The following is a 6,045-nucleotide window of genomic DNA, read 5'->3' as shown; positions in this document are numbered from 1 at the left end:
TTTATCGACAAAGAGTAAAAAGGCAATCCCCCCTCCTTACGTACGAAAATCTGCGGTTTACTAAAACAAGACGGAAGTATGATTTGTTGGAGAATCATGTTTTACAAGATGGAAAAATGTTTACTGCCAAATACATTTCATCGATTTCATCCACAAGGTTTTGAGGATAATTTGAATCGAAATTAGGATAGTGAATCAAATAGATTTTGTTATCAGATCTAACTGCCTTTTGATAAATATAAAATTCTTCACCGTGTAAAAGTCCTTCCGATTCCAATTCTCCTTCCCTCTCGTTATCTTCTTTGCCACCAATCGTAATGTATTTCCATTCTGTTTTCTTTGAAATTTGGTTAGCAATATTGCCCATGAATTCTTCCATACTCACATTTTCAGAATCATCAAATACACTAATCAATAAGTGAGAGGCGTTTCTTTGATCAATGAAAATGCCTCCCAAAAAGTTATCTTGTTCGATCAAACCAAAATTTGAAACATAATACCCATTATCTTCGGTTATGCCCCAATTAATATTTGGCACATTAACAGAAAACCCTAAGGTTTTGTTATAATATGACAATCCGACTTGGCCATCTGGTATTGAATTACATTTGATTATTTCTTGATCAATAAGTGTGGTTTTAAAACTTGAATCTTCAGATAAACGTGTAACAACTTCATCCGGTGTTGTATATGCTAAATGAATTTGCCATCCAGATATTATTACTGCAAATACAAATACAATTAAAAACAGCTTGATTGCTAATCGTCTATTCGCATTATAATTTCTCTTTTTCTTATTATTTCCCAAAAACTACTCAGAATATTTGTAAATGTATACTATATCAAATTTTTCGAGGATCATCTAATGGAAAGCAAAAAGGAGTGGAGGTATTTCTTTCCTTTAATCTAATGTCTGTCAATTTTCCCCACCATTGTCTTCCTCTGTCACCGTTTAGCTTCAAGTTCTTTTTGACAGTGCTAAATGCTCCAATGTTCTCTATTGTGTTTTGTTTAATGTTGAGTTTCAGTGTTCCAACACGTTTTTTCTCAAACTCATAAACCAGCCTTCCCTTGGAATCTATCTTGGTATCCTTATGCAGTATAGTTTCATCACCTAATTGACCAATACCTCTTGATCTCTCAAAGTATCCGCTCTTTGAATAGAATCCTGATTGCAGTGCAAAAATTGAACCCTTAAAGTCTTGAGAGAATGCTCCAAGTTTCTTTGAATCAAGTTCCAGTTTCTTTGTAGTAGCAATACTGTCAGCATACATGAAAATAATGTCTTTTTCCATCTCATTATTCACTATGGTCTCATACAACATGGCGCGACATTTGCCAGTTATTGTAGAACCCAAGACAGGATTGAACATGTTTCCTGTCTTGTTATCTGTTGTTTGTGCAGTTTTGACGTACATTAAGTTTAGAATAACTTTGATGGGCAATTCAAGAGGATATTTTGAATTATATGCACTTCGATTTGAGAAATTGTTTAATAGTTGACCTACTAATATAAGGTTGACCTAGATACAATGAGTCAATTTGAGCCTCCACTGAGAAAATATGAGCGTGAAAGAATTCTACTAGAGCATATCAAAGAAAACCCAAACTTGCACCATAATGCCCTCATAAAACTAATTGTTCCAAAATTTATGGCAAAATCAACCTTTGAGAAAACCAGAGATTCGTTAATTGACAAAGAAATCATTTTTGTGACCTCAAAAAGTAATATGAAATTTTATCATCTTACTGAAAATTATGAACATAAATCATCTCAGCATGTAGAGCAAACAACAAACAACTCTTTTCATGATGTAAAATCTCAGGTCAATCGATTAGAAACTGATTTTCCACATAAGGATATAGATGAAAAAATTATTCTTGCAAATTCTCTTTTAAGACTATTACTTCAAATAGATAATGGGTTTACTATTTTAGATTCTGTAAAAAACCCCAAAAAAACATTGTATCGCGACGAACATTTAACAATTCAACAGTTAATTTTCAAAGTCTTTGAGATTATTCGAAACGATAAAGATTCTGAACTGCTACTTCCCACTGTTCTTAGTTTCTTAGGAATAATAGTCCCAAAATACTCATTAGATAAATAGTCTATTCTCTAGTTATTTATTCAGGTTCATTTTAGATTAGAATGATGGGGTTACTGTACACCAAATTTTATATGGATTTTGATGAAAGTGATTGGAATCAGATTTCAAATGATCCAATTGTTTTTCAAACCAAAAATGAAAATGTAACATTAGAGATTGATGATGCGTCCCACAATTTTTACAAATTAAATTTTAAAAAAGGTGGTAAAATTCAGATGTTCCGTGTAACTGGAAGATTTAGACTAACTTGGGATGATGATGATGTACTATGACTAAAATTATAATGGGCTTTCTCTAAATTATTTACATGTCATTGAATGAGAAAATTTCTAAAATTTTAGAAAATTTTGAAAATACCTCTTCAGATGAGATAATCGCTGTTTTAAAGCAAATTCAGCCTCAGTTTAAGAGTAATTTAACATCTGAATACCTTGATGGAAAAATTCAGAAAATTTTGGATGCAAAAGATGAATCCGAAAAAATGAAGCAGTGTAAAGCATTAACTCCATATCTTGATTGGTATCTTCAAAGCCTCTAAAATTACTCTGAATATTCTTTTATTTTATTTATGGCATTTTTAATAACTTCTAAATCATTTTTTGCCTCTACCATGTCGCCAACCAATTTTACAAAATATTCATGTCCTGTATCTTGAGCTTTGTGAATATCTGATTCATAACACCTAAGTGCTTTTTCAAAAAATGGAATTTCATCACTTAAACTTTTTACTGTTTGGATGTCATCCATACTGTTTTGAATTTTTTTAATTACCTCATCAATTTTTGGAACTGTTTTCATTGCTTGTTGATTTAATACTGATGCAAACATTGCAGCTGAATCTTTTAACTCGGGACTATTTGCGATAGTTCTTAATCTTTTTCGATAATGTTTTAATGATTTTAGTAGGATTTCATAACCTCCTTCATCCTTTAGGAAAATTGCACCAATCCATACTTTTTCAGACATTTACAAATTTTTGACACAAGTACAATAATTAAGTTGTCACTTGTTGTATCTGATTTTATCAGTTGAATGCTGAACTGATTTTTTTTATGATTCAAAATTTTCTTGTATGGGTGGCTGATTTCTACTAATTAGATATAACAATACCCCAGCTACGGTGACGCCTATGCCACTTAGACCCACAAATGTACCAATATTTTTAATCAATCTCAAAATAGGCTCCGTTTGACCTAACTCTATTGAGTAAAACATGATTAATCCGACCAAAAACATTCCTCCGCCTATGGAGATCATAGGGATCCCTGCTTTCATAATTTAATGCAGATTTTCTAATTAATAAATCACCTAAAATTTATGCATGTGTGAATTATTTTTAAAAAGTTATTTTTACTAGACTAGGACAAATTAACTAAAGACGAAGAAGATATGTCGCAATTGACTCTTTCACAGACAATAGAAAATGTACAAGGCTTAATTGATTCTGGCAATGGCGATTCTGGAAGATTGCATCATATCCTAGAATATCTAAAAAATAATCGTCCACTATACCATTCTGATCAAAAGTATCTTGAAAAAAAACTTGATTCACCAATAACTCTGGAAGATGAAGTGGAAACCAAAACAGAAAATAATGTTTTACCAAAAATTAAAGAATTAATTGATTCTGGAAAAGGTGATCCAGGTAGACTGCAACATATTTTTGATATGATTGCAAATAACAAAACTTTGTATCACTCTGATGCTGTATATTTAGAATCAAAACTAAACAAATCTTATTACCCAAAACAACTAGAACCTGAAACTAGAGAAGTAAAACAGACCCCCCAAATTTCAACACTTCCAAGTGAACCTCTTAAACCTACACCAATTCCTAGAGGAACATTGCCAAAAGGGTGGAACTCTCCAAGTAATTCTGCTGAAATGGAAAACATTTCAAAAAATATACAGGTTGAAGAAGAGAAAATTGAAAAACAAAAAAAGGTTTCAAATGAAATTAACGAACATCGCTCAAAATTAACTCAATTAATGTCTCATAGAAAAGAGTATGAACAAAAAGTTACTCAAGAAAAGCAAGCACTAGAAAACCAAATACAAGAAGAAAGACTAAAAATTGAGAATCAAACAAAATTATCTAAAGAAATTATTGCTCAAAAAGAAGAACTTGAAAAAGTAAAAAAAGAAAGAGCAAAAATTATTAAAAATATTCATTCTGAAAAATCTAAAATCTCAAAAGAGTTAGAAAAACAGAAAAAACAACTAGTTCAAGCACAGTTGGAGCAAGAGGCAATAGAAAAACAGGTGCAAACTGAACAATCTTTACTAACTAAAATGATTGAGGAACAAAAATCACGTTTACTAGAACAAGCTTCTATTGCAAATGAAATTAAATTAAAACAAAATGACTTGGAAAAAACTAAAAAAGATTATGAGTTTATTGTTTCGCAAGTAAATGAAGAGAAAACAAAATTTGCTGAATCTGAAAAATTAAAAAATTTAATAAAATCTCAGGAAGGAGATCTAATAAAATCAAAGGAAGCCCGTCTTAATTTGATAAACACTATATCTAAAGAAAAAGAACTGATTGCTAAGAAAACTAAAGAAGAAAATAAACGATTAAAGTCTCAAGAAAGTTTCGTAAGACAACTCAAAAAAGAAGAAAAACTCTATGAATCCCTTAAAAAGAAACGTGAAAAGACAGAACAGCAAATTAAATTAAAAAATAAAAAATTAAAAGAAAAACAACAAAAATTAAAACAGCAGATTTCTGAAAAAAATAAAAAATTAAAATCATTAAATGTAAAAACACCTAAATCTACTACAAAAACTCCAAAAAAGAAAACTAAATCTACAAAAAGTACTAAAAAGAAAAAATCACTTTAATTTTATTGTAATCTCCTCGCCATTTCCTATGGGTGATGTTATTGTTCTAACATTTTGGTTTGATTGTATGTGTTGTGAATATTTTTTCATATCTTCTTGATATTTTTCAGGATATAACATATTATCCGTGACAATAACCCCCCCAATTGATACTAATGGCAAAATCATGTCAAAATATTCTATTACATTTTCCTTATCTGCATCAATTAATACAAAATCAAAAAAGTTCTGATATTTTTTTTGTAATCTAAAACTTCTTAGTATTTCCATTGCAAATCCCTCTTGAATTGTTATAATGTCTGAAACATTTGCATTTTGAAAATTTTCTTTTGCCCTTTTGATTTTTTCTGGGTTTTGTTCTATGGTGATGATTTTTCCACCATTTTCAATAATTGCCTCTGCACACCATATTGTGGAATATCCGACGGACATCCCAACCTCTAAAGCGTTCTTTACATTTTTTAATCGAATTATCATATTGAGAAGCTCACCTGTCTCTTTTGTTATTGCTAACATTCTCTCATTTGCAGGAACATCTATCTTTCTAGTTTTTTCTATTTTTGATTGCTCTTCTAATTTTTTAAGTACTGAAAAAATTGAAGTTGTATTTTTTCTATATATTAAAAAAATTCTCCTCCATCATTAGTTATTCTAAGATCTTGCATTATTTTTATTAGATTATATTTGCCAAATAATTTTTCTTATCTATATGGCAGCAAAAAAGAAAATTGATCTGCTTGAAATTGTTCAAAAAATCATAAACTTAGACTCTAAAATGAGATTTGCAGCAATAATTGATCCTAAAGGCAATATTCGAGAGGCTATCATGAAAACTGGTAAAACTAGTCTAAAATCCCAAAGGGAGGAAGAACATTTTTGCAAGCAAGTTGCACAAAGACGTTCTATGAGAAAGGAATTTGATAAATCTCTTGGTAAGGTAAGATATGTCCATGTTGAACGGGAAAAAGTTTCTCAAATGGTAGTGTATGCAAAAAGAAACATTATCTATTTTACAATGGAGCCTGAAATGCCAATAAATACAAAAATTAGATTAATTACAAAAATTAAAAAATTCACAACAGATCTTTAG

At 30.2% G+C, this 6,045-nt stretch carries 10 protein-coding genes; 5 read left to right on the top strand and 5 right to left on the bottom strand.

Annotated features, from left to right (window positions below; translation table 11 throughout):
- Positions 1–94 precede the first annotated feature (94 nt).
- The gene (locus C6989_RS10080) at positions 95–808 is read right to left on the bottom strand and encodes a hypothetical protein (RefSeq protein ID WP_182127037.1); all 714 of its coding nucleotides are present in this window, start codon (positions 806–808) and stop codon (positions 95–97) included.
- A gap of 34 nt (positions 809–842) precedes the next feature.
- The gene (locus C6989_RS10075) at positions 843–1,418 is read right to left on the bottom strand and encodes a hypothetical protein (RefSeq protein WP_182127036.1); all 576 of its coding nucleotides are present in this window, start codon (positions 1,416–1,418) and stop codon (positions 843–845) included.
- A gap of 114 nt (positions 1,419–1,532) precedes the next feature.
- Here C6989_RS10075 and C6989_RS10070 point away from each other — a divergent pair, with 114 nt between their 5' ends.
- The 3 genes from C6989_RS10070 to C6989_RS10060 all read left to right on the top strand — a co-directional run bounded on the left by C6989_RS10070 (position 1,533) and on the right by C6989_RS10060 (position 2,649).
- Positions 1,533–2,111, top strand: a complete 579-nt coding sequence (locus tag C6989_RS10070) for a hypothetical protein (protein WP_182127035.1) — start codon at positions 1,533–1,535, stop codon at positions 2,109–2,111.
- A gap of 71 nt (positions 2,112–2,182) precedes the next feature.
- The gene (locus C6989_RS10065) at positions 2,183–2,383 is read left to right on the top strand and encodes a hypothetical protein (RefSeq protein WP_255464696.1); all 201 of its coding nucleotides are present in this window, start codon (positions 2,183–2,185) and stop codon (positions 2,381–2,383) included.
- 35 nt (positions 2,384–2,418) lie between these two features.
- Positions 2,419–2,649, top strand: a complete 231-nt coding sequence (locus C6989_RS10060) for a hypothetical protein (protein ID WP_182127034.1) — start codon at positions 2,419–2,421, stop codon at positions 2,647–2,649.
- A 2-nt stretch (positions 2,650–2,651) separates the two neighbouring features.
- Here the strand turns inward: C6989_RS10060 and C6989_RS10055 are convergent, their stop codons facing one another.
- Positions 2,652–3,077 (bottom strand): hypothetical protein, encoded by a 426-nt coding sequence (locus tag C6989_RS10055; protein ID WP_182127033.1) that lies wholly within the window; start codon positions 3,075–3,077, stop codon positions 2,652–2,654.
- An 84-nt stretch (positions 3,078–3,161) separates the two neighbouring features.
- Positions 3,162–3,386: a hypothetical protein gene (locus tag C6989_RS10050; protein WP_148703485.1), complete on the bottom strand. Its 225-nt coding sequence runs from the start codon at positions 3,384–3,386 to the stop codon at positions 3,162–3,164.
- A gap of 114 nt (positions 3,387–3,500) precedes the next feature.
- On the opposite strand from C6989_RS10050, the gene C6989_RS10045 reads away from it, so the two are divergent.
- Complete coding sequence (locus C6989_RS10045) at positions 3,501–4,955, top strand: coiled-coil domain-containing protein (protein ID WP_182127032.1); 1,455 nt, start codon at positions 3,501–3,503, stop codon at positions 4,953–4,955.
- Here the strand turns inward: C6989_RS10045 and C6989_RS10040 are convergent.
- Positions 4,947–5,513, bottom strand: coding sequence for an O-methyltransferase (locus C6989_RS10040; protein ID WP_255464701.1), 567 nt, complete (start codon positions 5,511–5,513; stop codon positions 4,947–4,949). The two genes, C6989_RS10045 and C6989_RS10040, sit on opposite strands and share 9 nt — an antisense overlap.
- A gap of 151 nt (positions 5,514–5,664) precedes the next feature.
- On the opposite strand from C6989_RS10040, the gene C6989_RS10035 reads away from it, so the two are divergent.
- Positions 5,665–6,045: a DUF6659 family protein gene (locus C6989_RS10035; RefSeq protein WP_182127031.1), complete on the top strand. Its 381-nt coding sequence runs from the start codon at positions 5,665–5,667 to the stop codon at positions 6,043–6,045.

This window comes from Nitrosopumilus sp. b2 (genome assembly GCF_014078535.1).
In the GTDB taxonomy this organism is placed as follows: domain Archaea; phylum Thermoproteota; class Nitrososphaeria; order Nitrososphaerales; family Nitrosopumilaceae; genus Nitrosopumilus; species Nitrosopumilus piranensis.
The sequence above is the reverse complement of the archived record's forward strand: the minus strand, read 5'-3'. Positions and strand labels throughout refer to the sequence as shown.